At 61.5% G+C, this 1,695-nt stretch carries 2 protein-coding genes; both read right to left on the bottom strand.

Annotation, left to right across the window (positions count from 1 at the left end):
* A partial coding sequence (locus tag EB084_24825; GenBank protein ID NDD31489.1) for an Rpn family recombination-promoting nuclease/putative transposase occupies positions 1 to 713 on the bottom strand: 713 nt, incomplete at its 3' end.
* A 630-nt stretch (positions 714 to 1,343) separates the two neighbouring features.
* A partial coding sequence (locus EB084_24820) for a hypothetical protein (GenBank protein NDD31488.1) occupies positions 1,344 to 1,695 on the bottom strand: 352 nt, incomplete at its 5' end.

Here is a 1,695-nt window from a genome sequence, read left to right as displayed (position 1 = left end):
CCAGAGACGAAGTCGTGGTGACCCTTCTCACGCATCTCAACCCACCCGCGAACGTCTTCTCTCGACTGCGCGCGCTTCATCTTGTCATACGCCATGGCGACACCATCCTCAGCCATCAATTTCTCCGGCAGAGGCACGCCTCCTCGTCGGTATTCGTGAGAGAAGCGAAGCAGGTGCAGCCAGTGCTCCGCTGGTGTGCAGAGGTCGTTGACATCGCGCTTTGCGAACTTCGGCAGCTCGATGAAGTGAAGCTGCAGGTCTCCCGTGAGAACATCGCCATGCTGACGCTCTCTCAGAAGGTACGTGCTGTGCAGGTTCTCACGCTCCGGGAAGCGGATGTGATCGAGCAGGCAGATGCCCACGCTGGGCGCGATCTGGCCGTACTGCTCTCCCTTTCGAAGCTGCCGTGAATGGAGCTTCGAGAGATAGAAGGTGGCACGCTTTTGAAAGTACCGCTCGCTGGCCACCTGCACCTCGATGTTGTATGCTCCGCGTCGCTGGTCGCGGGCGCGTACGTCGAGAATGACGTGCTTGTCATCAAGGTGGTCTCGATCAAGACCCGGACTGATGATCTTGACCTGCTCGATGCGCTCTCCAGGCCCCCTGTCGAGCAACGCGTTGAGCAGCGCTCGCAGGGGCGCTTCGCTGCCCTTGCTTCCGAACACGATCTTGAACACCACATCATTGGTGAGCCTGGTGATGAACTCTGACACCGAAACCTCCTGCGCGGATCGGTGGGCGCAGTGTGCCACGGTGATGTGAACGCTTCGTTACACTTTTCCACCAATCGAAGAACTGCGATGTAACGAGATTGTGAACGCGCACGGGCAGACGCGACGGGACGCGGACGCGCGACTACTTATGTGCCCCTCCGCAGCGACGGGGGAGCACTGACACAGACCCTTGCTCTGTACGAGACCAGCCCAGGCGAAAGTCGTGCATGAGGGTGGCTTCAGGTGCCCTGCCGAGAACTCGATCATACGGAGTTCGCGCGTGTTTCCATGGGTGGCGACCCCGGGACTCTTGTCTGGGCTTTGTTTGTTTTCAAAACGATCCGGTAGAGACATGTGTGGCGACGCGACGGGCGCACAGGCCATCGGACCCGCTGTGCCTGGCGGTCGTAGGGCGTCGCGCATCTGCTTGACCTGGGTTATGCGCGACTGCGCGACTACGTCGACGAGCGTGGCTCGTTCAGCCTGCGGCATGCGCTGTGAAGTTGGGGGCCAGTGGCGTATCGCGTCACAGACTCGCATTTCTGAACAAAACAAAGGGCGGAGCAGCACACTCGGCTGCACCTCCTGTTCGCTGGGACTCATCTTCGCCCAGGTCAGAGACCAGGTCGCTCACTCGTTGCGGAGCGCCTCGACCTCGGCTTCGCTGAACTGGGTAGAGCGCGCGACCAGCGCTACATCGAGCCCTTCGGCCAGAAGGCGCCGCGCGGTCTCTCGACGCGCCCCCACGCTGCCCAGATCCCACCCCTGTTCGAGGCCACGCTCGAGACCCTGTTCGAAGCCCTGCTGGCGGCCTTCTTCAAGCCCCTGCTCTCGTCCGCGCTCCAGCCCCTCGAGCACCCCGTCTTCACGCGCACCAGCCATTCCAGAGACGAAGTCGTGGTGACCCTTCTCACGCATCTCAACCCACCCGCGAACGTCTTCTCTCGACTGCGCGCGCTTCATCTTGTCATACGCCATGGCG

The organism is Pseudomonadota bacterium, from assembly GCA_010028905.1.
GTDB lineage: Bacteria > Vulcanimicrobiota > Xenobia > RGZZ01 > RGZZ01 > RGZZ01.
The sequence above is the reverse complement of the archived record's forward strand: the minus strand, read 5'-3'. Positions and strand labels throughout refer to the sequence as shown.